The organism is Xanthomonas sp. CFBP 7698 (assembly GCF_003600855.1).
Taxonomy (GTDB): Bacteria; Pseudomonadota; Gammaproteobacteria; order Xanthomonadales; family Xanthomonadaceae; genus Xanthomonas; species Xanthomonas cannabis.
The window spans coordinates 348,908-374,976 of the sequence record NZ_PRDN01000002.1 but is presented as its reverse complement, the minus strand read 5'-3'; the positions used below and the strand labels follow the sequence as shown (position 1 = coordinate 374,976).

Annotated in this window: 19 protein-coding genes; 7 read left to right on the top strand and 12 right to left on the bottom strand. The window is 66.2% G+C overall.

Annotated features, from left to right (window positions below; translation table 11 throughout):
* Positions 1-75 precede the first annotated feature (75 nt).
* The 9 genes from XnspCFBP7698_RS09465 to XnspCFBP7698_RS09420 form a co-directional block, all read right to left on the bottom strand.
* Positions 76-1,599, bottom strand: coding sequence for a GGDEF domain-containing protein (locus XnspCFBP7698_RS09465; protein WP_039412032.1), 1,524 nt, complete (start codon positions 1,597-1,599; stop codon positions 76-78).
* A 284-nt stretch (positions 1,600-1,883) separates the two neighbouring features.
* Positions 1,884-2,762, bottom strand: coding sequence for a translation elongation factor Ts (gene tsf, locus XnspCFBP7698_RS09460; RefSeq protein ID WP_104581605.1), 879 nt, complete (start codon positions 2,760-2,762; stop codon positions 1,884-1,886).
* A 168-nt stretch (positions 2,763-2,930) separates the two neighbouring features.
* Positions 2,931-3,734 carry a 30S ribosomal protein S2 gene (gene rpsB / locus XnspCFBP7698_RS09455; RefSeq protein ID WP_047693612.1) on the bottom strand — a complete coding sequence of 268 codons (804 nt, stop codon included), beginning with the start codon at positions 3,732-3,734 and terminating at the stop codon, positions 2,931-2,933.
* A 458-nt stretch (positions 3,735-4,192) separates the two neighbouring features.
* Positions 4,193-4,900 carry a fimbria/pilus periplasmic chaperone gene (locus XnspCFBP7698_RS09445; protein ID WP_104579998.1) on the bottom strand — a complete coding sequence of 236 codons (708 nt, stop codon included), beginning with the start codon at positions 4,898-4,900 and terminating at the stop codon, positions 4,193-4,195.
* 2 nt (positions 4,901-4,902) lie between these two features.
* Positions 4,903-5,229 carry a hypothetical protein gene (locus tag XnspCFBP7698_RS09440; RefSeq protein WP_104579997.1) on the bottom strand — a complete coding sequence of 109 codons (327 nt, stop codon included), beginning with the start codon at positions 5,227-5,229 and terminating at the stop codon, positions 4,903-4,905.
* Between the two features lie 48 nt (positions 5,230-5,277).
* Positions 5,278-6,312: a spore coat U domain-containing protein gene (locus XnspCFBP7698_RS09435; RefSeq protein WP_199680125.1), complete on the bottom strand. Its 1,035-nt coding sequence runs from the start codon at positions 6,310-6,312 to the stop codon at positions 5,278-5,280.
* Positions 6,309-8,657, bottom strand: coding sequence for a fimbria/pilus outer membrane usher protein (locus XnspCFBP7698_RS09430; protein WP_104579996.1), 2,349 nt, complete (start codon positions 8,655-8,657; stop codon positions 6,309-6,311). Before XnspCFBP7698_RS09430 ends, XnspCFBP7698_RS09435 begins: the two co-directional genes overlap by 4 nt.
* A gap of 16 nt (positions 8,658-8,673) precedes the next feature.
* A complete protein-coding gene (locus XnspCFBP7698_RS09425) occupies positions 8,674-9,441 on the bottom strand; it encodes a fimbria/pilus periplasmic chaperone (protein ID WP_146093196.1) in 768 nt (255 codons plus the stop codon).
* 8 nt (positions 9,442-9,449) lie between these two features.
* Complete coding sequence (locus XnspCFBP7698_RS09420) at positions 9,450-10,001, bottom strand: spore coat U domain-containing protein (protein ID WP_179455047.1); 552 nt, start codon at positions 9,999-10,001, stop codon at positions 9,450-9,452.
* 290 nt (positions 10,002-10,291) lie between these two features.
* On the opposite strand from XnspCFBP7698_RS09420, the gene map reads away from it, so the two are divergent.
* The 7 genes from map (at position 10,292) to asnB (ending at position 18,948) form a co-directional block, all read left to right on the top strand.
* Positions 10,292-11,068 carry a type I methionyl aminopeptidase gene (gene map, locus XnspCFBP7698_RS09415; RefSeq protein WP_039410342.1) on the top strand — a complete coding sequence of 259 codons (777 nt, stop codon included), beginning with the start codon at positions 10,292-10,294 and terminating at the stop codon, positions 11,066-11,068.
* Positions 11,065-13,674: a [protein-PII] uridylyltransferase gene (locus XnspCFBP7698_RS09410; protein ID WP_104579994.1), complete on the top strand. Its 2,610-nt coding sequence runs from the start codon at positions 11,065-11,067 to the stop codon at positions 13,672-13,674. The genes map and XnspCFBP7698_RS09410 overlap by 4 nt, the downstream gene beginning before the upstream one ends.
* A gap of 17 nt (positions 13,675-13,691) precedes the next feature.
* On the top strand, positions 13,692-14,837 hold the full coding sequence (gene dapD, locus XnspCFBP7698_RS09405; RefSeq protein WP_047693603.1) for a 2,3,4,5-tetrahydropyridine-2,6-dicarboxylate N-succinyltransferase: 1,146 nt from the start codon (positions 13,692-13,694) through the stop codon (positions 14,835-14,837).
* Positions 14,838-15,233: 396 nt separating this feature from the next.
* On the top strand, positions 15,234-15,590 hold the full coding sequence (locus XnspCFBP7698_RS09400; protein WP_104579993.1) for an arsenate reductase: 357 nt from the start codon (positions 15,234-15,236) through the stop codon (positions 15,588-15,590).
* A 241-nt stretch (positions 15,591-15,831) separates the two neighbouring features.
* Entirely contained in the window at positions 15,832-16,962 is a 1,131-nt protein-coding gene (dapE, locus tag XnspCFBP7698_RS09395) for a succinyl-diaminopimelate desuccinylase (RefSeq protein WP_104579992.1), read from the top strand.
* Positions 16,963-16,983: 21 nt separating this feature from the next.
* A complete protein-coding gene (locus tag XnspCFBP7698_RS21540; RefSeq protein WP_158255441.1) occupies positions 16,984-17,124 on the top strand; it encodes a hypothetical protein in 141 nt (46 codons plus the stop codon).
* 129 nt (positions 17,125-17,253) lie between these two features.
* On the top strand, positions 17,254-18,948 hold the full coding sequence (gene asnB, locus XnspCFBP7698_RS09390) for an asparagine synthase B (protein ID WP_104579991.1): 1,695 nt from the start codon (positions 17,254-17,256) through the stop codon (positions 18,946-18,948).
* Between the two features lie 54 nt (positions 18,949-19,002).
* Here the strand turns inward: asnB and hpaM are convergent, their stop codons facing one another.
* The 3 genes from hpaM to XnspCFBP7698_RS09375 form a co-directional block, all read right to left on the bottom strand.
* On the bottom strand, positions 19,003-20,055 hold the full coding sequence (gene hpaM / locus XnspCFBP7698_RS09385) for a type III secretion-associated outer membrane-bound protein HpaM (RefSeq protein ID WP_039410325.1): 1,053 nt from the start codon (positions 20,053-20,055) through the stop codon (positions 19,003-19,005).
* A 289-nt stretch (positions 20,056-20,344) separates the two neighbouring features.
* Entirely contained in the window at positions 20,345-22,483 is a 2,139-nt protein-coding gene (locus tag XnspCFBP7698_RS09380; protein WP_047693597.1) for a TonB-dependent receptor, read from the bottom strand.
* Between the two features lie 978 nt (positions 22,484-23,461).
* Complete coding sequence (locus XnspCFBP7698_RS09375; RefSeq protein WP_104580157.1) at positions 23,462-25,855, bottom strand: penicillin acylase family protein; 2,394 nt, start codon at positions 25,853-25,855, stop codon at positions 23,462-23,464.
* Positions 25,856-26,069 lie beyond the last annotated feature (214 nt).

Here is a 26,069-nt window from a genome sequence, read left to right as displayed (position 1 = left end):
CGCCGGCAATTCTAGCGGAAGCCTGTCCCCGGGCGTGGTAAAAATTCCTTTGTCGGTGGCGACGTGACGCGTTGCTCAGTGTGCGCGCGGGTTGGGCGGCGTCGGTACATCGGTCGCATCGTAGGCGGTGACACGGTTGCGGCCGCGATGCTTGGAGCGATACAGCGTGCTGTCGGCGGCCTGCAGCAGGTGCTCGATGCTTTCGAACTGGCGCTCGATACCGCCGTGCGTGGCCAGGCCTGCAGAGAAGGTGATATGCAACGGGCCGCCCTGCAATTGCGCCATCGGCGTGCGCGCAGTCTCGGCAAGAATGCGCTCGATCACCATCAGCGCCGCGTCGGCCGGTGTGTTGGGCAGGATCACCAGGAATTCTTCGCCACCGTAGCGCGCCACCAGATCGCTGGTGCGCACCATGCGTTGCAGTGTCTGCGCAAAATTGCGCAACACCTCATCGCCAACCAGATGGCCATGCGCATCGTTGACGCGCTTGAAGTCGTCCAGGTCGATGAAGGCGATCGACAGCGGCCAGCTCTGCCGCGAGGCCAGTTCGAACTCATGCGTCAGCGCGGTGCCGAGCTGATGGCGGTTGAACACGCCGGTCAATGCATCGCGGCTGGCCTGTTCGGCCAGATGGCGCATGCGGTTTTCCGATTCGTCGGCATGCCGGCGCGCTTCGGCCACGTCCTGCAATTCGCGCAGGCTGCGCAGCATCGCCAGTTCGCGCGCCTGCTCGAAGATCATCTGGATGTGCTCGGGTTGCGGCACGCGGATGTCGAACAGCGCTTCCAGCTCGGGCAGCGATTCGGCGATGCGTTCGATCACTTTCTCGAAGCGCTCGGCATCCAGTTCCAGGATGTCCTGGGCCTGGCGCTGCGCGCGCTCGGTGGCGGTGACGGCGCTTGCCGAGAGCCAGATGTCGGCAAGCCGCCCGGACAGCGCGACGCAGGCCATGAACGGCTCCAGGCTCGCCGGTTCGTCCTCGCTCTGCGCGATCGCATTCTGCAGGTACGGCGGCAATTGCCACTGATGCGCAAGCCAGGCGCCCACCTCGGCATGGGTGGCACCCAGGTGTTCGCGTTCGGCATCCAGTAGCGATGCATTGTCCGGCGCCTGGTCCAGCAGTGGCCCGTACAGCTCGGGCGCACCTTGCAGCAGCGCCAGCTTGCCGATGTCCTGCAGCAGGCCGGCCAGCATCAATTCTTCGGGTTTGCGGATGCCATAGGCCTGGCCCAGGATGCGGCTGGCCAGCGCGCACAATCCGGCGCGACGCCAGATGTGCTCATGCAGGGGATGGGCGGTGAAGGTGTTGCGCACGCCGTGCACCATCGAAAAGCCCAACGCCAGACTCAAGGTGGCATTGAGTCCCAGCATGGTCAGCGCCTGGCCCAAGTTGTCGACGCGGCGGCGGCTGGCGTAGAGCGGCGAGTTGGCCACGCGCAGCATGCGGGCACTCAAGGCCATGTCCATGCCGATGACGTTCGCCGTGGTGGTCATGTCCACGTCCGGGTCCTGCGCCAGTTCGATCACGCGCAGCGCGACGCCAGGCGGCGATGGCAGGTTGCGGCAGTAGTGCAGGGCGGCCTGAAGATCTGGTTGCATGAGTCATCGCCGACGGTGATCGCAAGCATACAGCTGCGTTCGTTGAGTAGGGCACGCCATGCCCCGCCATCACCGCGCATGCGCGATGGGTGTCGAGAGCCTGGTCGGTATCTGGATTTAGCGGCACCCGTCAACCGATCTGTAGCGTCGAGCACGGTTCGCCACGTGGCGGATGTGTTTGCTTCAGGTTCGGGCGCTGGGCCTGTCGTGCGGCAAGGACGGGCACAAAACGGGCACAAAAAAAGCCGCGGCATGCCGCGGCTCCTTCTGCAGTGTGGCGAAGATCAGGCCAGGCCGGCCTGCTTCATCACTTCGGCGGCGTAGTCTTCCACCACCTTCTCGATGCCCTCGCCAACGGCCAGGCGCTGGAAGCCGATCACGTCCGCACCGGCGGCCTTGACGGCCTGCTCGACGGTCTGATCGGTGTTCAGCACGTACGGCTGGCCGTACAGCGTGACTTCGTTGACGATCTTGCTGATCTTGCCGCTGATGATCTTTTCCAGGATCTCGGCCGGCTTGGACTTGTCCTTTTCGGACATCTTGGCCAGTTCGATTTCCTTTTCCTTGGCGACGAATTCGGCCGGAACGTCGGACGCCTTGACGTGCGGCGGGTTCATCGCCGCGATGTGCATGGCGATGCCGCGTGCCAGCTCGATGTCGCCACCCTTCAGCTCGACCAGCACGCCGATGCGGCCGCCGTGCACGTAGGCCGCGACGTTGTTGGCGCTGTCGATGCGGACCAGGCGACGCACCTGCAGGTTCTCGCCGACCTTGGCGATGACTGCGGCGCGACGCTCTTCGATGGTCTCGCCGCTGTCGAGCTTGACGCTCTTGAGCGCCTCGGCATCGGTAGCGTCCGAGTTCAGTGCGGCATTGGCCACGACCTCGGTGAAGGCCAGGAAGTTCTCGTCCTTGGCGACGAAGTCGGTCTCGGAGTTGACTTCGACCAGCACGGCCTTGCCGCCGGCCTGTGCGGTGGCGATGCGGCCTTCGGCGGCAACGCGGTCGGCCTTCTTGTCAGCCTTGGCCAGACCCGACTTGCGCAGCCATTCGGCAGCGGCGTCGATGTCGCCAGCGTTTTCGACGAGTGCCTTCTTGCACTCCATCATGCCGGCGCCGGTGCGCTCGCGCAGTTCCTTGACCAGGGAAGCAGTGATTTCCACGGGATTACCTCATTGGACGAATGCGTGCGGCGGAAAGGATTCCGCCAGTAGGAGACGGTGCAGCGTGCTGGCCGCCCCCGTTGTGTCTTCAGTGGCCCGTACGACGGGTCGCGATGGACCCGCCGGGGCTGCGGCCGCACAGCATGGTGCGGCCGCATTGCATGCCGGTTACTCGGCAGCGGCGGCGTCAGCCTTCTTGTCGCCCTTCTTGGCCGGAGCGCGACGGCCCTTGCCTTCGTCGCCGGCATCGGCCGAGAACTCTTCTTCGCGGACCGACGCCGAGTTCGGCGCAGCAGCCTTGCCTTCCAGCACGGCATCGGCGGCGGCGCGTGCGTACAGCTGCACGGCGCGGATGGCGTCGTCGTTACCCGGGATGGCGTAGTCGACCAGGGCCGGATCGTAGTTGGTGTCGACCACGGCGATCACCGGGATGCCGAGCTTCTTGGCTTCCTTGATGGCGATGTCTTCATGGCCGATGTCGATCACGAAGATCGCGTCGGGCAGGCGGTTCATTTCCTTGATGCCGCCCAGCGAGGCGTCCAGCTTTTCGCGCTCGCGACGCAGGCCCAGCACTTCGTGCTTGACCAGCTTTTCGAACGTTCCATCGGTCTCGGCCGCTTCCAGTTCCTTCAGGCGGGCAACCGACTGCTTGACGGTGCGGAAGTTGGTCAGCGTGCCGCCCAGCCAGCGCTGGGTCATGAATGGCATGTTGCAACGCTCGGCTTCTTCCTTGATGGACTCGCGCGCGCTGCGCTTGGTGCCCAGGAACAGCACGGTGCCGCGCTTCTGCGCGATCGAGGAGAGGAAGTTCATCGCATCGTTGAAGAGCGGAACGGTCTTCTCGAGGTTGATGATGTGGATCTTGCCGCGCGCGCCGAAGATGTACGGCGCCATCTTGGGGTTCCAGTAGCGGGTCTGGTGGCCGAAATGGACGCCGGCTTCCAGCATCTGGCGCATGGTGACTTGGGGCATTGAAGTAACTCCGTAAGAGCGGAATCGCCGTGCGCGGCCTTGACTTTTAGAGTCCGCGCATGGGTATGCGGACTGTTGCGAGGGACTCGCATCAAACGCACAAGATTCCGGGGTTGGGCTTCCCTGTTGCCTCCGCGACGAACCCCTTGTGAGGGCACCCCGGCGCGAATGGCGGCAGCAGGTGTGGATTCGTCGGTGACGTCCGACGTGAACGACGCAATGCGTGAGAGACGCAAAACAGCCGGCGGAGTATAGCCGGCTGGGTGACGTGGTGCAATTGGCGGGAATCGGGAATCGGGAATCGGGAATCGGGAATCGGGAATCGGGAATCGGGAATCGGGAATCGCAGAGGCTAGATCACTTGAACGGATACGAGTCCACAAAAACAATCAGCCATCGGAAAGCACCGCGCCGATTCCTGATTCCCCATTCCCCATTCCCCATTCCCCATTCCCCACTCACGGCTCCAGCGTCAGCGTGCTCTCGATATCGCTGTTGACGCGTGCCACGAAGCGGCCGGTACCGGGGAGCAGGCTGGCCGGCAGTGCCCATTGCCGGGTCTGGCCCGGCAGCACATAGCCGGCCAGGTCGTCACGAATGCTGCGGCGGCTGCCGCCGGCATCGATGAAGGCCAGGTCGGCCAGGCGTGCGTGACTGAGCCCGGCATTGTGCACGCGCAGCGTCCTCTCGCCGCCCTGGCCGGTCAGCGAGACCTGCAGGCGCGGATGCCCGCTTCCCGGTTCGCTGGGCAGCGCGAACACCGGGGTGGAGTACCGCAGCAGCTCGGTCTCCTGGCCAGTAGCGTGCTGGGTCACCACCAGGCGGTAGCTGTCTTCGGTGGTCGCGGGGCTGGGGCCGAGGCGGATCACCCGCAACAACTGCCGGCCTTGCGGCGGGATATCGAACTGGCTGGGGCTGACGGTGGCGCCCAAGGCCGGTTCCAGCACCTCGCGATCGCCTTGCTGGCGCCATCGGTAGAGCCTGGCATCGGCGCGCCACGGGTGGGCGTCCTGGTTGTAAAGCCAGACGGCGGTCTGATCGGTATCGGCCGGGATATGCGCGGTGGTCGGTGCGATGGCGATTTCGGCACCGGCGGCGCTGCCGCTGGTTGCCAGGACGGCCAGGCCCAGCGCCAGCCAGGCCCGACGGAAGCAGGACGTGGCCATGGTCAAAACGCAATGGTGGTGATGCGCGCCGCGCCGCTGGGCGCAGGCCCGGCGAGGGCGCTGGCGTCCTGGCCGGTGCTGGCAAGCGGCGGCGTCCCGGCGCTCGGCGCTGGTTGGGCGATCGCGACCGGGGTGCCGCGCGAGCAGCTGGCGCGCGGCGGTGCGGTGCGCAGCTCGCAACCGCTGAGCACGCGCAGGCCGATGTGCAGGGTGGAGTTTTCAGGGCCGCGGTTGCCGGCCGCGCTCGCGATGGAGGCGCTGCAAGCGAGGGCAAGCAAAAGCACGCACTTCGGCAAAGTGACCGTCATCATGAAGGCAATCGTTTGCAGCGGAGACGTAACAGATAGCGACGTGCCCCAAACGAACTTTATTAACTGTCAATAAGTGATCGAGACTGTCACCGTATCGTTGTAGGCGCCCGCGATAGGCAACTGCGGAGCCGGGGCGCGTCCGTAGACGGTGACGGTCTGCGCCACCCCGTTGCCGGTGCCGGCCAGGGTGTCGACCCCGATGGTGGTGCCCCAGCGGCTGCTGCGGCCGGGGTCCTTGTAGAGCTCGTAAGTGATGTAGTTGGCGCTGCTGGCGTGGCGCATGCGGCGGGTGCTGCCACTGGCGTTGACGCCGACATCCAGGCCGATGTTCCAGGCGGTGCGGTTGGTGCAGGCCAGGCTGATGGTGGAGCTGCGGTCGATGGCGGTGGCGATGCTGCCGGCGATGCTGCCGAAATCCAGGTCGGTGGTGACATAGGTATTGCAGCGCGCCGGGACGCTGGCTGACGCGGTGAACGGGAATGCATTGCTGGCGGTCTTGGCGCCGCTGCCGCCGGTGGTGCAATTGGCCGGAACCGGCGGGACGCCAATGATGCTTTCGTTGTAGGCGTAGCGCAGCACGGCATCGGCACCGCCGAAGTTGCTGGTGTGATTGCCGGTCGACAGGATCTGGTTGGCGGGAATGCGCCCGTACAGCGTGATGCTGGTCATCTGCGAGCCGCCGGTAACCACCGGAACGCCGTACGACAGCGTCAACAGGCCCGGCGATGGGCTTGACGACCCGGTGGCTCCCCAGACCTGGGTGCGTGCGGCGTCCTTGTAGATCTGGAAGTCCAGGCTGTCGCCGGTGGCGTTCAGCATGCGGCGCGGGGCATACAGCCCATTGCTCGCGCTGCCTGGGCCAAGATCCAGGCACAGGCTCACCTGCGCATACCCCAGAACGCTGAGCGCGGCGGTCGCACACGTGACGTTGAGCGTGGCGACCGCATCGGTCGTGCCATTGGCCGCGACATTGCCGAAGGCCATGGGCGTTCCCAGCGTGACCGTGCAGGTGGTGTCGGCGCGCGCGTGCTGGCTCGGTGCCAGCCACAGGCTGCAGAGCGCCAATGCAAGCAGGAGTGGCCAGCGCATCGTTGGTGTCATGGCGCGGGCTCTGTCGTGCAGCGCAGCGGGCCGACCCGCGGAATGCCGCCGGCCTCGGTCGGGTACGCGAACTGCGCCACACAACGGCCCTGCGGCAGATCGACCAGGATGCGGTTGTCGGCCTGCAGATTGTCCAGATAGGTTTCGCCGTCGTAGCCGACCACCACGCGTTCGGCGTTCCCCTCGCGCTGCGCCACGCTGCCCACCGGCAATGCAGCGCCATTGGCATCGTGCAGGACGATCACCGCAGCGCGCACGCGGGTGATGCCGAAGCGCACGGCCACACCGGACTGCTGGCGCGGGGTCACCGTGGTGTCGACGCGGTCCACGCGCAGCTCCGCGGGCAGGTTCAAGGTGTCGATCGACAACTGATTGCGCTGCCACGACTGCAGCGGCGTCACCAGCAAGGTGCCGCGTGCATCGGTGACGCCGATCAGGCGGTTTTCCAGCCGGACCGGAATGCCGGCCTGGCCATCGGTGGAGACCACCGCAAACGCATCCTGGACGTCGCGCGCCGCAAAGCTCCGTCCATCCATCCACACCAGGCTGCCGCTGGCGCTGGCATAGCCAAAGGTAGCGCCATCCTGGCTGGCCGCACCGAAGTTGTAGCGGCCGACCCGGTTCAGCCAGCCCAGTTCGGCCAGCCCGCCACTGGCATCGTCGCCGGCGCGTGCCTGCAGCCGCCATCCAATGCCGCCCAGGTCGCCGTCGCCGGGTAGCGGCTGGCTGACATCGGCGACAAAGCCGGTGCGGTTGCCATTGCGCTGCATCGATGCACTGGCCTGGCGCAACTGGCCGAAGGTGGTCGACAGCGACAGATACAGGCTGCGATCGCTGCGCTCGTCCAGGTTCTGGTTGCCGGACAGGTTGGCCGCCCAGTTGCGCCCGAAGCTGCGCGACCAGAACACGCTGGCGTAGCGCGAGGTGTCGCCTTGCGGGTAGCTCAGGCGCACGTAGCTGGTACCCAGCGAACCGATCGGGTCGACATTGATGCCGAACGCGGCGCGGTCGCTGACGCGTGCCGGCAGGCTGCCCTGCAGCGCCCCCAGGTCGCGGTAGTCGCCGTGGGTACGCTGGGTGCCCAGGTTGACGTTGAAGCGCCGGTTGTTCCAGGCGTAGCCCAGCACGTACTGTCCGCCGCGCAGGTCATGCATCCGGCTGTGGGCGTAGGCAGCGTTGACTACCCCGCCTGCACCCAGCAACCACACTCCGCCCGCACCGGCATTGATCACGCCGCCGCCGGCTTCGGCATGCGCCTCGACGGTGAAATCGTCGCGCACTCCCTTGCGCAAGGTGGCGCTGGCGATCGGCTGCGAGGCATAGGAAAACGAGCGCACCCCGTAGTCGCGACGCAGGTGGCCGATGCCGGCCGACCATTCGGAAATGCCGCGCGCCAGCAGTTGCGGCGTGCCGTAAAACGCGAAATTCAGCTGGCGCACGCGACCGAAGGCGTCGGTCACCACGATCTGCGCCTGGCCGGTGCCGCTGATGCCCGGTTGCGCGGCCAGCTGGAACGGACCGGCCGGCACCTGGCCGCTGTATTGACGCAGGCCATCGACGTAGAGCTCCACCGTGGAAGGCACCGCTGCTTCGCCCAGAAAACTGGGCGTCGGCGTCAGCACGCGATACGGCTGTAGCGCGTAATTGCGGCCGATCTGCACGCCCCCCAGCCGCAGCGAGCGGCTCCAGTCGACGAAGCCGCTGTAGAAGTCGCCCACCGTCAGGCTGGTGGCGCTATCGGGGAAATCCATCTGCCAGGCGCTGTCCAGACGCACCGCTTCACTGCGCCAGCGCTCGTCCTGCGGGCGGTCGTAGGCCAGAAACACCGCCGTGGTGTCGAACATGCCGCGGCCGATGCCGAAGCCACGCAGTTCGGTCGCCAGCGACACGTTGCTGGCACCGGTGGTGCGCGTGGCATACAGGTCGTAGTTGAGCAGGACGCCGGGCGATGCGGTGGCGCTGGGCGGGGCGGCTTCTTCGGGCTTGAGCACGGTGGTGGACAGCGCCAGCTGTGCCACCGGCACCTGCAGCGCGAGCCGCTGCAGGGCGGCGTCGTAGCGCACTTCCACGTCGGGCAGGCGATCCAGATCGACCGACTGTCCCGGCGCGCGGTCGGCCAGGATGAAGCCGAGCTTGCGCAATGTGTCCACCGAGGCCCGCAGATGGCCGTCGACCAGCTCGAACGGCGTCAGGCCGCGCTCGGCCTGATTCAGGGTGACCTCCAGATACAGCGTCTGCGGCTGCCCGCTGGCGGGTTGTGCGGTCTGATCGGGCAAGGCGTCGATCTCGGCGAGGTCGCCGGCCGTCGCGTCTGCCCACCCGGTGGCGGCCGCCAGCAGCGTCATCGCCAGCCGGGCCGCATCACGGCGCCGTCGGCGCGGCCGACAGGGTACGTTCGTCAGCCTCACCATTGATCCTTGCGATGATGGCGCCGCGGGCGAACTGGGCCAGCGGTGCACCCAGCGACCAGCGCATGGTCTGCCCCGGCAGCACATAGCCGACCAGCCCGTTCAAGGCGGTCTTGGTGGCGCCGTCGACTCGGTGCTGCAGATCGGCGATCTGTGCATGCCCGCTGCCGGTATTGCTGATCTGGATCTGCGCAGTGCCGTCGCTGCCGGCCACTACCTGCGCGCTCAGGGTCGGGGTGGGCGCGGCCTTGCCGGGCGGCAGCACGAAGATCGGCACCGAGTAGCGCAGCACGAACTGCATGCCCTTGCGGTCGGCATCGGCGCTGGGCAGTTCGTCGACGATGATGCGGTAGCAGGCTTCCTGGCTGCCGGGTGCGGGGCCGGCACGGATCACCCGGATCAACTGGCGCTCGCCGGCGGCCAGGGTGCGCATCGGCGGGCTGATCAGCAGCTCCTGGGTCGGGGCGAGCTGGTCCTGGCCCTCGCGCTGGGTCCAGCGGTAGGCGCGGGTCTGCACCTGTACCGGCGCGCCGCCACTATTGCTCAGCCACAGCCCATCGGCGCTCTGTTCGGCGCTCAGGGTCAGCGAGGTCGGGGCCAGCTGCAGGCTGGCCGCCTGCGCGGCGGGCAGCGTCCAGGCACTGCCCAGCAACAGGCCCAGGGCCAGTCCGGTCAGGACCAGCCGTGCGCGCACAGGAAACCGCAGGGCAGGCAAGGGCATGCGTGGTCTCAATAGACGATCGTCGCGGTGATCGTGTCCAGGTAACTACCGGTGGCGGCGTTGGCGACCGACGGGTTGGTCACGCGGCCGTAGACCGGATAGACCTGGTTGAGGCCGGTGGCGGTCCGGCTCAGGGTGTTGGTGCCGGTGGTGCTGCCCCACACCGAGCTGCGCGCCAGGTCCTGGTAGAGCTGGTAGGAAATGAAGTTGTTGGTGGTCACCAGCGGGTCGGCGTTCTTCATCCGGCGGGTGGTCACGTCATTGGCGGTGCCGGCGTTGCTGCCTGCGCTCAACGCGATGTTGTAGGGGGTCAGTGCCGTGCACTGGGCGGTCACGCTGCCGTTGGCGTCGACATTGGCGGTCGAGGTGGACAGCACCGAGCCGAAGTCGACGTCCGTGGCAGAGGCGGCAGTGATCGTGCAGGCCTTGGTCACGGCGATCTTGACGTTGAAGGTGGTGGTGTCTGCAGCAGTCGCCATACCGATGGTCGAGAGCAGGCCGAAGGACAGCAGGACAGGGCGGACAGTACGCATGGACATTTCCTTGACCGGTCGGGTCAGCAGTGACGCGACAACATGTCGCCCTCCCTGCAATGCATCAGCTGTGCCAAACATAACGGCGATTGCGCCCGCTATCCAGCTGTTTTCGAAGGCCGATCTGACGAATGTGCGATGTCCTGCGGATGACTCCGTTCACGCCAACTTTGACGCGTTCGGGACTGCGTCACACATGAATGGGCGGGCGGCGGCGGTTTTCTGTTGCCCTGTCCGTTTGTGCGACGGCAATGCGTCTTGAAAAAAGCCGGGCATGGGTCGTTCAGATTCAGCCCGGATCGGCGATAATCCGGGCCATGAGCGTCAATCTGAAAACCAAAGAAGAAATCGAACTGATGCGTATCGCCGGCCGACTGGCCGCCGAGGTGCTCGATATCGTGGGCCCGCACGTCAAGCCAGGCGTCACCACGGCCGAGCTGGACCGCATCTGCCATGACCATATCGTCAATGTGCAGGGAACCATTCCTGCCAATGTCGGCTATCGCGGCTTCCCGAAGAGCGTGTGTACCTCGGTCAACAACGTGATCTGTCACGGCATCCCGAGCGCGGCCAAGGTCCTGAAGGATGGCGACATCGTCAATATCGATGTCACCGTCATCAAGGACGGCTGGCATGGCGACACCAGCCGCATGTACTACGTGGGCACTCCCTCGGTGATGGCCAAGCGCCTGGTGGACACCACTTACGAAGCCATGTGGCGCGGCATCCGCGCGGTCAAGCCGGGTGCGACGCTGGGCGATGTGGGCCATGCGATCCAGAAGTTCGCCGAGGCCGAGCGCTTCAGCGTGGTGCGCGACTATTGCGGCCATGGCATCGGCAAGGTCTATCACGACGAACCGCAGGTGATGCATTACGGCCGTCCGGGCGAAGGACTGGTGCTCAAGCCGGGCATGACCTTCACCATCGAGCCGATGATCAACGAAGGCACCTACCACCATAAGACCTTGCCCGATGGCTGGACCGTGGTCACCAAGGACCGCAAGCTGTCCGCGCAGTGGGAGCACATGGTGGCGGTGACCGAGGACGGCGTGGATGTGCTGACGCTGTCGGCCAACTCTCCCGCGCCGGTATGACGGCCACGCCGGCGGATCGACCCGACCCGGGCGTCGCCGGCGACGCGGACTGGGCCGCGCAGGCCCGTCCGCTGCTGGTGCACGCCGACATGCGGCTGTGCAAACGCTTCGATCAGGGCGAGCCGATCGAGCGGCTGGTGGCGCTGCGCGCACGCGCCGTCGATCAACTGATGCGCAATGCCTGGACGCGCTGCATTCCAGCCGACAGTGGCCTGTCGCTGCACGCGGTCGGCGGCTACGGGCGCGGTGAGTTGTTCCCGCGCTCGGACGTGGATGTACTGGTGCTGGGCGACACCGCTGCGCAGCAAGACCAAGAGCAGGCGCTGGCGCGACTGTTCGCGCTGTTGTGGGATGTGGGCCTGCCGATCAGTCATGCGGTGCGCTCGCCTGCGCAGTGCACGGCTGCAGCGGTCGATCAGACCGTGCTCACCGCGCTGATCGAATCGCGCGCACTGGTGGCCGATGGCGCGGCGCGCGCGGCGCTGGCAGCGGCCATCGCGCCGCAACAGGTGTGGCCGCCACGCGACTTCTTCCAGGCCAAGCGCGAGGAGCTGCTGGCACGGCACGAGCGCTTCGGCGATACCGCCGACAACCTCGAACCCGACATCAAGGATGGCCCGGGCGGGTTGCGCGACCTGCAGACCCTGGGCTGGATGGCGTTGCGCGCGTTCGGAGTGAAGGATCTGGACGCGCTGGTCGGGCTGGGGCATGTGGGCCTGGACGAAGCGGCGGCGCTGCGGCGCGAGCGCGAGGAACTGGCGCGGCTGCGCTTTGGCCTGCATATCGTCGCCAACCGCCCCGAAGAACGCCTGCGTTTCGATTACCAGAAGACCCTGGCGCAGCGGCTGGGATTTGCCGACGACCCGGAAAGCCTGGGCGTCGAAAAGATGATGCAGCGCTTCTACCGCAGCGCGGCGCTGATCCGCCGCATCAGCGACCGGCTGCTGCAGCGTTTCGAAGAACAGTTCGATGGCGAAGCGGTGCCGGAGCCGATCGGCGGCGGGTTCAGCCTGCGTCGTGGCTATCTTGCCGCCGATGCAGAGACCTGGCCGGACGGCGACGTGCTGCAGATCTTTGCGCTGTTTGCGCAATGGGCGGCGCATCGCGAGGTGCGCGGGCTGCATTCGTTGACCGCGCGTGCGCTGGCCGAGGTCCTGCACGAGCTGCCGGCCTACGACGTGGCCGATGCGACGGCACGCGAGCGTTTCATGGCGCTGCTGCGTGGCCCGCGCGCGGTGGAAACGCTCAATCGCATGGCGCGGCTGGGCGTGCTCGGGCAGTGGATTCCGGCGTTTGCCAGCGTCTCCGGTCGCATGCAGTTCGACCTGTTCCATGTCTACACGGTGGATCAGCACACCTTGATGGTGCTGCGGAACATCGCGCTGTTTGCGGCCGGCCGTGCCGATGAGCGTTTTTCGATCACCCACGAAGTCTGGCCGCGCCTGCGCAAGCCCGAGCTGCTGCTGCTGGCCGGCCTGTTCCATGACATTGCCAAGGGCCGTGGCGGCGATCATTCTGAACTGGGCGCGGTCGACGCACGTGCGTTCTGCCTGGCGCATCGCCTGAGCGAAGGCGATACCGAGCTGGTGACCTGGCTGGTGGAGCAACACCTGCGCATGTCGGTCACCGCGCAAAAGCAGGACATCTCCGACCCGGAGGTGATCCATCGCTTCGCCACGCTGGTGGGTACGCGTGAGCGGCTGGATTATCTGTACCTGTTGACCTGCGCCGACATCGCCGGCACCAGCCCCAAGTTGTGGAATGCGTGGAAGGACCGGCTGCTGGCAGACCTGTACTTTGCGGCGCGCCGCGCCTTGCGCGAAGGCCTGGAGCATCCGCCGCCGCGCGAGGAGCGTCTGCGCGAAGCGCGCGACTCCGCGCGCGCGCTGATGCAGGCGCAAGGGCACGACGATGCCACCATCGACCGCCAGTTTGCCGGCATGCCGGATGAAAACTTCCTGCGCTTCCGCCCCGAGCAACTGGCCTGGCAGGCCGCATCGCTGATCGAAGTGGAGATCGGCCAGACCCTGGTCAAGGCGCGCCGTGCAGTGCCGGACAACGACGCGCTGGAAGTGTTCGTGTATTCGCCCGACCGCGATGGCCTGTTTGCGGCGATCGTGGCCACGCTGGACCGCAAGGGCTATGGCATCCACCGCGCCCGCGTGCTGGACGCACCGCACGATGCGATCTTCGACGTGTTCGAAGTGCTGCCGCAGGAGAGTTTTGCCGACGGCGACCCGCAGCGGCTTGCTGCGGTGCTGCGCCAGGTGCTTGCCGGCGATCTGCAGAAAGTGCGCCCATCGCGGCGCGCAGTGCCGCGCCAGCTGCGGCATTTCCGTTTTGCCCCGCGCGTGGAATTCAGCGAAAGCGCCGGCGGCCGGCGCACCCGCATCAGTCTGGTCGCCCCCGATCGCCCCGGCCTGCTGGCCGATGTCGCGCACGTCCTGCGCATCCAGCACCTGCGCGTGCACGACGCGCGTATCGCCACGTTTGGCGAGCGTGCCGAAGATCAGTTCCAGATCACCGACGAGCACGATCGCCCGTTGTCCGAATCCGCCCGGCAGGCGCTGCGCGATGCGCTGTGCGCCTGTCTCGATCCCGCCTAGTCCGTCCGGAGACCCCCATGGCCACCCCTAAGAAGACCACGCGCAAGCCCGGCGCCGCCACCACCGCCAGCAAGCGTGCAGCCACGCCTGTCGGCAAACCCACCAAGGCCGCTGCGGCGGCTAGCGCCAAGCCGCCGGCAAGCGCCGCCGCCAGGCGCGATGCCAAGACGGCCGTTGCTAAGAAAGCGCCGGCAAAGAAAGTTGCCAGTGCTGCGCGTGTGGCCAAGCAGGCCACCCGCGTGGTCTCGGCACCGGCCGCCAGGAAGGCCGCAGCAGCCAAGAAGTTGCCGATCGCCGAGCAGGCCGTACAGCGCGCAACAGCGCATGTGAGCAAGGACGAATTGAAGCTTGGTATCGAAAGCGCCTTCGAGCGCCGCGCCAGCCTGACGGTGGACGAGATCGAGGGCTCCACGCGTGCGATCGTCACGCGTGTGATCGACGGACTGGAAAGTGGCGAATTCCGCGTTGCCGAGCCGGACGGGCAGGGCGGCTGGACGGTCAACGAGTGGTTGAAGAAAGCCGTGCTGCTGTATTTCCGCGTCAACGAGATGGCGGTGATCGACGCGCAGCCGGCGCCGTTCTGGGACAAGGTGGAATCACGTTTTGCCGATTTCCACGAAGCCGACTTCCGCAAGGCCGGCGTGCGCGTGGTGCCGGGTGCGGTGGCGCGCCGCGGAAGCTATTTCGGCAAGGACGTGGTGCTGATGCCGAGCTTTACCAACATCGGCGCCTACGTGGGCGAAGGCACCATGGTCGATACCTGGGCCACGGTGGGGTCGTGCGCGCAGATCGGCGCGCACTGCCATCTGTCCGGCGGCGCCGGCATCGGCGGCGTGCTCGAACCGCTGCAGGCCAGCCCCACCATCATCGAAGATCACTGCTTCATCGGTGCGCGCTCGGAAGTGGTGGAAGGCGTGGTCATCGGCCATCACAGCGTGATCGGCATGGGCGTGTTCATCAGCCAGAGCACGCGCATCTACAACCGTGCCACCGGCGAGATTTCCTACGGCTACGTGCCGCCGTACAGCGTGGTGGTGTCCGGCCAGCTGCCGTCGAAGGACGGCTCGCACTCGCTGTATTGCGCGGTGATCGTCAAGCAGGTGGATGCGAAAACGCGCAGCAAGACCAGCGTGAATGAATTGCTGCGCGGGCTGGCGGATTGATCCATCGTGCATCGGGACGAGGCCTGCGAGTCGCTCGGGCGCTGGACGCGTGCCTCCCTTCTCCCACCGGGAGAAGGTGGCGCGAAGCGCCGGATGAGGGTACGAGCAAAGCCTGATGCGCGTTCTGTACAAGGCTTCGCCCGTACCCTCACCCCAACCCCTCTCCCGGTGGGAGAGGGGATTTGCAAGCTGCTCGCGCTAGAGGAGGCAAGCTGCTCGCGCTATGGGAGGGGAGGTGTGCTTTCCCTTCTCCCACCGGGAGAAGGTGGCGCGAAGCGCCGGATGAGGGTAGGAGCGAAGCCTGATGCGCGTTCTGTACAAGGCTTCGCCCGTACCTCACCCCAACCCCTCTCCCGCAAGGAGAGGGGCGTTATAGGCCGATTTTCCGGGATACAGATGACGACGCTCTACGGATTGAAGAACTGCGACACCTGCAAGAAGGCCACCAAGTGGCTGGACCGCTTCAATGTCGCCTATACGTTTGTGGACTACCGGGACAACACGCCGTCGCCGGAAACGCTGCTGGAATGGGCAGGCAAGGCGGGTGGATTCGAGGCCTTGATCAACAAGTCCTCCACCACCTGGCGGCAGTTGCCCGACAACAAGAAGACGCCCGGTTCGGATGCGGAGTGGAAGCTGCTGCTGCGCGAATACCCGCAGCTAATCCGTCGCCCGCTGGTGATGACCGACGACGGCGAGTTGAGTCAGGGCTTCTCCGATAACGGCTTCAAGAAGCGGTTCGGCATCGGCTGAGCGACTGCGGTTCCGACGGCGATGCCGGAGCGTGCTGCCGCTGGTGTCGTTGCTGCCATTGGTTCGCCGATCGCCAGTTCGTCCATCCGCTCGGCAAGCCGGTCGAGGTGGCGTTGGCATGGCTTCCGGCAGCAAGGTAGTCCGACCCCGCGACTGCGACCGCGATCGAACCACACCGATCGATGCAAACCCGCTCCATTCCATCAACGCCGCTGATGCGGCTCCACTGCGGTGACGTTTCATGAGCGATGTGCTGGACCTGACCTGTGACCTCATTGCACGTGCCTCCGTAACGCCGGTGGATGCCGGATGTCAGGCACTGATCGCGCGGCGCCTGGGCGCGGCCGGATTCGCCTGCGAGCACCTGCGCCTGGGCGAGGTCGACAACCTGTGGGCCACGCATGGCAGCGGCGCGCCGGTGCTGGTCCTGCTCGGCCATACCGATGTGGTGCCGCCGGGCCCGCGCGAGGCATGGACCAGTGATCCGTTCGCGCCGCAGATCCGTGACGGCGTGCTGTACGGCCGTGGCGCGGCGGACATGAAAGGCAGCGTCGCGGCATTTGCAATCGCCGCAGAGCAGTTCGTTGCCGCCCATCCCGGGCATCCCGGCACGCTGGCAGTGTTGCTGACGTCCGATGAAGAGGGCGATGCCATCGACGGCGTGCGCCATGTCGCACGGCTGTTCGCCGAGCGCGGCCAGCAGATTGATTGGTGCATCACCGGTGAACCGTCGTCCACCGAGCGGCTGGGCGATCTGTTCCGCGTGGGCCGTCGCGGCAGTTTGTCCGGCATGTTGAGCGTGCGCGGTATTCAGGGGCATGTGGCGTATCCGCACAAAGCGCGCAACCCGATCCACCAGGCCGCACCGGCGCTGGCCGAACTAGTGGCGCGGCAGTGGGACGAGGGCTTTGAAAGCTTCCCGCCGACCAGCCTGCAACTCTCCAACATCCACGCCGGCACCGGTGCCAACAACGTGATCCCCGGCGAGCTGCAAGTGGCCTTCAACCTGCGCTACACCCCGCACTGGGACGCGCCGCGCCTGGAAGCGGAGATCACTGCATCGCTGGATCGGCATGCGCTGGATTACACGCTGCAGTGGCATCGCAGCGGCGAACCGTTCTACACCCCGGAAGGCCGCCTGCGCAGCGTCGCGCGCGCGGTGCTGGGCGAGTTCGCCGGTGCGCCGCCGGAAGAGAGCACCGGCGGCGGTACCTCCGACGCGCGCTTCATCGCGCCGCTGGGCGCGCAATGCATCGAAGTCGGCCCGGTGAACGCGTCCATCCATCAGGTGGACGAGCACGTCCGCGTGGCCGACCTGGAAGCCTTGCCTGCGTTGTATCGCACGCTGATCGAGCGCTTGTTGAGCGCATGAGGTGTCGGCGTCGGACCGTCGTTGCCGCTGAAACAGTTGCGCCAGCGAAAACGAACGGTTAGCGTCGACGCCATGGTCATCCACCTCGCCAACGTCAATAACGCCAACCGCAACACGCTGCGCGCGAATAATCGTGCGCGGCCGATGCGGGTCTGCGACTAGGCGAAGTTCACCCAAACGCCCAGGAATCAGAAAACCCGCATCGGCCGATGCGGGTTTTTTTATGGGTGTCATTTCGTGCAGCACGCGTGTCCACCGGCCACCAATCCCGCAGTTCATCAGGAGTTTTCCATGTGTTCCATCTTCGGTATTTTCGGGCTGCAACCCGGTGACGATCTGCAGGCGCTACGCCGGCAGGCTCTGGAATGTTCGCAGCGTCAGCGCCATCGTGGCCCCGACTGGAGCGGCGTGTATGTCGATGGCGGTGCGATCCTGGTGCACGAGCGCCTGGCCATCGTCGACCCGGCCGGTGGCGCACAGCCGTTGCTTTCCGAAGATGGGCAACTGGTGTTGGCGGTGAATGGCGAAATCTACAACCATCGCGAAATCAAGCAGGAACTGCAGCAGGCCTACGCGTTCCAGACCGGCTCCGATTGCGAAGTGATCAATGCGCTGTATCGCGAAGATGCGCCGGCGTCCTATCTCAATCGCCTTAACGGCATCTTTGCCTTTGCGTTGTGGGACAAGGCCGCCGGCCGCGTGATCATTGCGCGTGATCCGATCGGAGTGGTGCCGCTGTACTGGGGCCACGACCGCGAGGGCCGCCTGCGGGTGGCATCGGAGCTGAAGTCGCTGGTGGACGACTGCGCCGATGCCGCGCAATTTCCGCCGGGGCACTGGTACGACAGCGCCACCGGCGAACTGAGCCGTTACTACGAGCGTGCCTGGCGCGAATACGCTGAAGTGGAGGGCGTGCAGGTGCAGCTGCAGGAATTGCGCGAAGCCTTCGAGCGTGCCGTGCACCGGCAGCTGATGACCGATGTGCCGTACGGTGTGCTGCTGTCCGGCGGCCTGGACTCGTCATTGGTCGCAGCCGTGGCTGCGCGTTATGCACGTCACCGCATCGAAGAAAACGACACCACCGAAGCATGGTGGCCGCGGCTGCATTCGTTTGCGATCGGCTTGAAGGGGTCGCCCGATCTTGCCGCCGCAGAAGTCGCGGCGGCGGCGCTGGGCACCGTGCACCACGGCTTCGAATACACCTTCGAAGAAGGGTTGGATGCGCTGCCGGAAGTGATTCGCCATATCGAGACCTACGACGTCACCACCATCCGGGCATCGACGCCGATGTTCCTGCTGGCGCGGCGGATCAAGGCGATGGGCGTCAAGATGGTGCTGTCGGGCGAAGGCAGCGACGAAATCTTCGGTGGCTACCTGTATTTCCACAAGGCGCCCAATGCGCGCGAGTTCCACGAAGAACTGGTGCGCAAGCTCGATGCACTGAACAACTACGATTGCCTGCGTGCCAACAAGTCGATGATGGCCTGGGGCGTGGAGCCGCGGGTGCCGTTCCTGGACCGCGAGTTCCTGGATGTGGCCATGCGCATGGACGCCAGCTTCAAGATGATCGACAAGACCAGCACGGGCGCCACGCGCATGGAAAAGGGCGTGTTGCGCGAGGCCTTTGCCGGCTATCTGCCCGAATCGATCCTGTGGCGGCAGAAGGAGCAATTCAGCGACGGCGTCGGCTACGGCTGGATCGATGGGCTCAAGGAGCATGCCGCCTCGCACGTCAGCGACCGCGAGCTGTCTGCGGCCGGCAAGCGTTTCCCGGTCAATCCGCCGCAGACCAAGGAAGCGTATTTCTATCGCAGTGTGTTCGAGCAGTTCTTCCCGAGCCAGGCGGCGGCGGAGACGGTGCCCGGCGGCAAGTCGATTGCCTGCTCGTCGCCCACCGCGATTGCCTGGGATGCGAGTTTTGCCGCGATGGCCGACCCATCCGGCCGGGCGATCGCAGGCGTGCACGCACAGGCGCTGGCCTCCTGAGGCAGTGGGCTTGCAGCGGCCGGCACGCGCCAACGCGCGGCCGGCCGCCTTGTCTTACTGCTCGTGGCGCACGCAATAACCGTATCGCTGCGGCTCGATATCCACGCCGGCCACATCGGCCTGGTTGTTACGCCACAGGTTGGGCTTGAAGTCGGCCGCCGTGCAATTGGCCGCGCGGTCCACGCCGATGGTGTAGGTGAACGGCGTATTGGAGAAGCGGTTGTTCTCGAACACGTTGTCCTGGCTCATGCTGTTGTCCCAGCACAGGATTTCCGGCGTGCGATAGCGGATGGCGCAGGCCAGGAAGACGCCGGCGACCTTGTTGCCGTCGAACTGGTTGTTGCTGAAGCGGTTGCGCCGCGCATCGGACAGGTAGATGCCCTGGCTGCCATTGCGCTCGAAGCGGTTGTTGCGGATCTCGCTGTCTTCCAGATGCTCGGTGGTCAGGCCTGCAGCCACGTTATCGTGGATGTAGTTGTTGACCATCGTGACCTTGGCTGTGCGGTTGAACGACACGCCATCCCAGATGGCGCCGGAGACATCGTTGTTTTCGATGGTGATCTCGCGGGTGTCGTACTCGCTCAGCAGGCAGGCACTGCGGCACTTGTTGACTTGTAGACCGGCAAGCCGGATGCCCTGGCCGGAGCGCACCACCACCGCGCTGTTGCTCAGGTACGGGCGCTCGGGCATGAACTCCTTGTCGCCGGTGCTGGCCACGATCTGCATGTCTTCGATGCTGACGTTGCGGATCACCCCGGTGGGCTGCTGGTTTTCGTAGTCGCCTACCACCAGCACAGGTTGTTGCACGCCGTCGGCCATGCGCAGCACCGTGCCCGGACCCTTGCCGCGCAGGGTCAGGTTGCCACGATGGATCGATACCAGCCCGTTGAGCGGAAATTCGCCTTTTTCCAGGCACAGCACGGCCGGCGTGTCGCCCAGCGGCAGTTTGTCGATGGCTTTTTGCAGATCCTGCCCCGGCTTCACCTTGGCGGTGCAACTGGCCACCGGCGCGGCAGGCGGGCCCGGAGTGGTTGGTGGCGCGGCCGAACAGGCGGCCGAGAACAGCAGGGGCAACAGGGCGGAAACGGAGCGGGCAAGCTGAGGCATGCGGATTCCGGTCAGTGAGGGGAGGAGGGCGATGTGCGGTAGCTCTCTACCGATCGCGACGGCCTCTAGTGTGTCCCACCGAACGTTAAGTTCCAGCCCATGCATGCCCGCGCGATTCGGCGCAGGTTCATTGCGCGGCCATCGCCACCGCCGCAACCGTGCGTTGTTGCACAGTTGCCATCGCCACACGCAGACGCGTGGCAGCGATGGCGATGGCACGAGCTGAATTACAGGATCCGCACTCTGCACTCCGCATGCATGCAGGAGTGCGCACCACTGCAAGCGGCGATCAGAAGCTGTAGGCCAGTTGCGCGTAGATGCGTCGCGGCTCGCCCGGGAAGTGGCCGCCGCGCGCATTGAAACCGCTCACCGCGTACACCTTGTCGAACAGGTTCTTGACGTTGATCTGCAGCTTCCATGCGTCCCACTGCGTCTGCCAGCTGATGTCGTAGATGGCGTACGGTTTGACCCGCTGGCCTTCGAGGCTGACCCGCTCGCCCACGTAGTCGGCGCCGAACGCGACCGCCGAGCGCCATGCCGGCAGGTCGTAGCGGGTCCATAGCCCGAAGGTGTTGCGTGGTGCGTTGGCGAAGCGATCGCCGGAGGCATTGGTGATGCCATTGGTCCCCGCGTCCAGCACGCGTGCATCGTTGTACGCATAGGTGAGGTTGAGCACCCAGCGCTCGGTGAGGTCGGCCAGCAGATCCACCTCCAGCCCTTCGCTGCGCACCAGTCCCAGCGCGGACAGCTGATTGACTCCATCGACGACGGCTCCATTGGCCTGCACGATGTTGCTGCGTTCGATGCGATACAGCGCGGTGTTGAGGGTCAACCCACCATCGTTGAGCGCGGTTTTCAGGCCAAGCTCCCACTGCGTGCTGCGTTCCGGATCGAATGGCCCGCCCACGCTGGCATCCTGATTGGCCGCATCCTGCGGCAGGAAACCGCTGGCATAACTGGCGTAGGCATTGACGCCATCGCGCAGCACGACGGTGCTGCCCACGCGCCAGCTGAGGTCGTTGCCGGTGACGCGCGAATCGTCCAGCAGGTTGTCGTCCTTGAAGCCGTCCCAGCGCACGCCGGCCATTGCATGCCAGCGCGGCGTCAGCGTGAGTTCGTCCTGCAGATACGCGCCATAACGCTGGCTGCGCGTGCTGGTGGCGCGCCAGGGCAGTGTGTCCAGCCCGTAGTCATAGAAGCCGCTGCGCCCGTACACCGGGTTGAACAGATCGATACCCGGCACCGGCCCGCGCACGCGCCCGGTATCGGCGGTGTTGGCGGTCTGTGCACGGAAATCGGCATCCAGACGGTAGTAATCGGCGCCCATCAGCAGCTTGTGCTCGATCGCGCCGGTGCTGGTGCGGAACACCGCGTTGACGTTGCTGGAAATCGCATCGTTGTCGCGATACTGGTTGCGCAACTGGCGCGTCATCCACTCGGCCGTACCGTCGCGATCGCGGTCGATCAGGCCCATCGGCTCGTGATAGATCTGATGTTCGTCGTTCTTGAACCAGCGCACCGCCATGTCCACGTCCCACGCGCTGGACGGCGCAAACCGGTACTGCGCGAACGCCACCTTGGCGCGCATGTCGAGAAAGTCGGTGGGCTCGTTGTGGTTCCAGCGGCGGTCGGTGAGGAAGTTGCCGTCGTCATCCACCGGCACCCCGCGCAGGCGGTTGCCGCCCAGGTTCTGGGTGATGTCGGTGTACTGCAGGGTGAGCTCGCCGGTGTCGCCGATATCGAAGGCCACCGACGCATCGCCGATCTGGCTTTGACTGTCGGTGTTCCAGCGAAAGCCGTCCTCGCCATCGGCATAGGCGCCGACGCGGTAGCGGATGCGGCCGTCCGCGCGCGCGGGGCCGGTGGCTTCGAACGAGGCCGCGCCGAAGGACTGATTGCCCACCTGCAACTCGATCCGGCGCTGTGCCTGATGCGCCGGCTTGCGGGTGACATAGTTGATGACGCCGCCCGGCTCGCCGCCGCCATACAGCGCACCCGCCGGACCCTTGAGCACCTCCACGCGTTCGATGTTGAACAGCTGCGGCACCGAGAAGCCGGCGTACGGGTCGCCGCGCAGTCCGTCGTAGAGCACGTTTTCCTGGCGGAAACCGCGCAAGGTCACGCCGGCATAGCTGAAGAAACTGATGCCGCTGATGCTGCGATACAAATCGGTGATCTGACGCGCGGCCTGGTCGTCGATCAACTCGCGCGGCAAGACCTGCACCGATTGCGGCACCAGTGCCAGCGGCGTGTCGGTCCGCGTGGCCACGGCGGCATCGTCGGATTTGTAGAGGGTCTGCGCGCGGCCGACGACATTCACGCCATCCAGCTCGGTCAAGGCCGGAGGGGTGCTGTGTTGAGCGAAAGCAGGCAGGGCAGGCAGGGCGAGCGCAGCGGTGAGCGCGGTGACAAGGAGCGTGGGGCGCATTGGTCACTAATGGGAATGGTTATCAAATGCATCTTAGCACGATGTGATTGGCCAATTGCAGAGGTCGCTGCGGAGGGGCGAAATGTGTGGGCGTGGTTGTGTGATTTGCTTGTGTGCGTGTGCGGATGCAGTCACGCGAGATGCGAGCTGCGAGCTGCGAAGGCAGAAGGCAGAAGACAGAAGACAGAAGGCAGAAGACAGAAGGCAGAAGGCAGAAGGCAGAAGACGTAAGGGAGGAGACAGAAAGCAGAGAGCACAAGGCATGACGGCACGAGGACATGAGGACCTTAAGGTCGAGGGCATAGCCTTCCTTCTCCCGCCGGGACGTTGTCCTCTTTCATGGGGGAGAAGGTGCCCGAAGGGTGGATGAGGGCGCGTGCGAAGCCACGTGTCGTTGCGTCTGCACGAGCACGTTGAGTGACGCACTAACAGCGGCGTCGATTGCTCTGCAGCATTGCTTGACGCGCCGTACCCTCACCCCAACCCCTCTCCCGACGGGAGCGGGGCTTTGCAGCGCGGTGAGGTGTTGCGATTGTTCTGCTCGTGTGCGTTTGAGCGCTCTCGATGCAAGGGGCATTGCAGCCAACGGCGTGCGGCATTGCGTAATGCGCCGTACCCTCACCCCAACCCCCGCTCCGCGCCCCGGTCCGCGCTCGCGGCGCGGGAGCTCCAGGCACGCGCCTGTGCGCGCAAGCAATGCCTCATCGCCTCGCCGGGGGAGCGGCTTCAGAACATGGCGGCCATGCCCGCAGTCCCTTCTCCCACCGGGAGAAGGTGCCCGAAGGGCGGATGAGGGTGCGGTGCCGCGGGATGGTGCCGGTTGCGGGACTCGCCTCAGCTCTGGCTGATCCATAGGGATGAAGCCCGTACCCTCACCCCAACCCCTCTCCCGACGGGAGAGGGGCTTCCGCATGGCGGCGATACCCGATGGTTCTTGTTCTTTTTCCGTAGCCGCTATGCAGCAGCGTTGCAGCGCTTTTACTGCGGATGCAATTGCAGCGTGTAGCGCGTGGCAGTGGGCAGAAAAGGTGTGGGTCGTCCATGAACCCAATCGTCGTGGCCCGCGCCCCAGAACGGTGACAGCGGGTGGCCGCTCTGGCCGCCGGGCATGTGTACGATGCCGTCCTGTTCGTGCCCGGGAGAGACCACCATGCGCTCGGAGGCGCCGAAAGCCGGGCCTTGCACGCGTGGCATGTCGCGGTCGCCCGGCAGCTGGTCCGGTGGCATGCACAGCCAGCGGCTGGCCAGCGCCGGCAACGCGCGGGCGATTGGATGGCAGATGGCAGCGGTGTTGCGCTCGCCCCAGGTGCGCTTGCCCAGTGGTTCGCCGGGCGCTGCCTGTGCGGCCAGTTCACGCTGCGCGCTACGGGCGGCGTCGCCAAGCAACTGGTCCCAACTGGCGTAGCTTGGTGGCAGCAGATGCGCCGGGCGCTGTTGCAGAAGCGGCCACACGACGCCTTCCAGTTGCGCGCGACGCGGCGGCAGAAAGTCATTGCCAAGCGCAGCTTTCCCGGGGGCAAGCAGGCCGGCTTCCACCGCAGCGATGGTGTTGCTGCGGAACTCGCGCACGATGCGGTAGCTGGCCGAATCGGTGGAGGCATGGCCACTCCACCGCCGCGTTGCGACTTCGATTTGCTGCAAGGCCGGGTCGTTGCTGTGTGCGACCACGCCGCGTAGCACCTGCCACCACCGTGTCAGCAACACCGCGCGATCGTCCAGCTGGATCGCCAGCAGATCGCGCTCGGTGAAGCGCTGCCTGGCGAACAGGGCGTCGCGGATCTGCTGGGCACGTGCGCCCAGGTCGTAGCCGGCATTGCCCAGCGTGGCCAGTTGCTGCGCGTCGACAACCCGGCTGTTGGCGGTCCAGAGCCGATGCGAGGGCGGGTCGATCAGCGCGGGCGCTGCGTCGCTGCGCAGCGGCCACGGTGTGCAAGCGGCCGGCGGCGTGGTGGCCGGCGCTGGCGCGGCGGTCTGTGGCGAGGCTGCAAGGTCGGCGATGCCGGTCGGGCTGCAGCCGGGGTTGCGTGCAGGGCGCGCGCCGATCAGTCGCCAGCCGATGCGCCCGCTACGGTCGGCGACCACCAGGTTCTGCGCGGGAATGCCGGAGCGGTCCGCTACCGCGAAGGCGTCCTGCAGGTCGCGTGCGCGGCTCATCTGCGCAAAGTCCAGGCGGATGGCGCCGGGCAACTGCGCGGCCCAGCGCAGCGCCAGCACGCTGCCGTCTGCATTTTCGTGCAGGATCGGCCCCCATGCCGCTTCGCGCACCTCAAAGCGCACCGGTGCCGCGCCGGCGACGCGGATCGTTTCGACATGCGTCGTCAGTGCCTGCGGGTGATCCGGCGTCGCCGGTGCGATACGCGCGAAGTCGGCGGTGTCGATGTAGCTGTTGGTGAAGGCCCAGGCCACGTGGCCATTGCTGCCGACCACCACCGCCGGCAGACCGGGCAGGGTGAAGCCGGTGACATCCACCTTGCCATCGGCTGCGGCCGTGTCGGAGTAGCGCAGCCGCGCGCGGAACCAGATGTTGGGCGCGCGCAGGCCCAGGTGCATGTCGTCGGCCACGATGGCGCGGCCGTCGGCGGTCAGGCGGCCATCCACTGCAAAATTGTTGCTGCCCGGGGTGGGCTGCTCGGCCTGCGGTGCGGCGGGTGGATGCGGCGGGCGGCGCAGATCCAGCGTCGCGGCATCCGGCAGCACCGCATCGCCCTGTGCGGGGCCGGACAGCGGCGCATCCCAGCTGGAACCCTGGTGATCGAGCAAGGCCGCCAGTGCCGGTGGCACCACCGCGCGCAGACGCGCGGCGGCCAGTTCGGTCTGGTTGTCGCTGTCCTGCAGGTCGGCGTACATCGCCATGCCGGTCAGGATCGAATCTTCCAGGGTCCAGGCACGCGGCGTCTGGCGCAGCAGCAGGTACGGCCAGGGGCGCACCGGCAGCGCGGCCAGCCCCGCGTTCACACCGTCGGTATATGCCTGCAGCGCGGCACGCTCGCTGCCGGCTGCAATCTGCAGGCTGGCCTGCACGCGTGCGCGCAGCCGGTGGACGCGGTTGCGCTTGTCCAGGTCCACCGCCTTGGCGCCGAACAACTCCGACAGCTCGCCGGCGGGCGCACGGCGCATCAGGTCCATCTCGAAATAGCGCTCCTGAGCATGCACGTAGCCGAGTGCGCGCATCGCATCGATCTGGCTGGCCGCATCCAGCGTGACCACGCCGTTCCGGTCGCGCTGGACGCGCACTGGCGCGTGCAGCCCGGCCAGAGCGGTGTTGCCATCCAGCTGTGGCAGGCTGCCGCGCAGCAGCAGATACAGGGCCACGCCGGCTGCCAGGGCCAGCACCACGATTGCCAGTGTCAGCCGGCCCAGCCATTTGCGCATTTTCATGTCCCTGAGTGTGGATTGCTGACAGGCCGCGATGCGGTGGCGGCGGGCTGCGCAGCGTGGGGATCGCCGATCTGCAGGCCGGCCGCGCCCGTCTTGCGGCATGCACCGTCCATCTGGTCGCCACTGTCGAGTGTGCCTGCGGCGCATGACTGCTATGGGTCTGGCCGCAAGCGCAACTGAAAGTGATTCCGATTAGATCATTGCCCGC